Consider the following 871-nt stretch of genomic DNA (forward strand, 5'->3'; position numbering starts at 1 on the left):
AAAAAACAAGATAAATACAAGGGGGTCCTTCAATGGATCTGAGCAAAATTAAAGACCCTTCAATTCTGAAGGATATGAATAATAATCAATTGGAAGAATTGGCTGAAGACGTCCGCCAGTTTTTAATCGAAAATCTTTCTGTTACTGGAGGGCATTTAGGTGCAAACCTGGGGGTCGTGGAATTGACCTTGGCCTTACACAAAGTGTATAAAAGCCCGAAGGACCGTTTCTTGTGGGATGTAGGTCACCAATCATATATACACAAGATCTTGACAGGAAGAGGCGGTCAATTCGAGTCGCTCCGTCAATACCAAGGGTTGTGCGGTTTTCCGAAACGTAATGAAAGTGAACATGATATTTGGGAAACCGGCCATAGTTCCACCTCCTTATCCGCCGCAATGGGTATGGCGATCGCGCGTGATTTGAAGAAAGAGAAACATTCGATCGTCCCTATCATAGGAGATGGAGCGTTAACAGGTGGAATGGCTTTGGAAGCCTTAAATCATATCGGACACGAGAAAAAGAATGTAACCGTTATCCTCAATGATAATGAAATGTCCATCGCAAAAAACGTGGGAGCTCTTCATGGAGCTCTAGGTCGAATGAGAAGCGCTGGAAAGTATAATCGTGCGAAAGATGATTTAGAGTGGCTTCTTAAGAAAATTCCGGCTGTTGGCGGGAAAATTGCACAGGCTGCCGAGCGGTTGAAAGACAGCATGAAATATTTTGTCGTACCAGGAATGTTTTTTGAGGAGCTAGGTTTTACGTACTACGGACCAGTGGACGGTCATGACTTTGAAGATTTAATGGAAAACTTAAACTATGCTAAGAAAACAAATGGGCCAGTCATCGTACACGTGATGACTCAAAA

1 protein-coding gene is annotated in these 871 nt (G+C 43.1%); it reads left to right on the forward strand.

The window, feature by feature from the left end:
• Positions 1-32: 32 nt before the first annotated feature.
• Positions 33-871, forward strand: an 839-nt coding sequence (locus LD39_RS20965) for a 1-deoxy-D-xylulose-5-phosphate synthase N-terminal domain-containing protein (RefSeq protein WP_035553460.1), incomplete at its 3' end; no start/stop codon positions are given.

The organism is Halobacillus sp. BBL2006 (assembly GCF_000786645.1).
In the GTDB taxonomy this organism is placed as follows: Bacteria; Bacillota; Bacilli; order Bacillales; family Halobacillaceae; genus Halobacillus.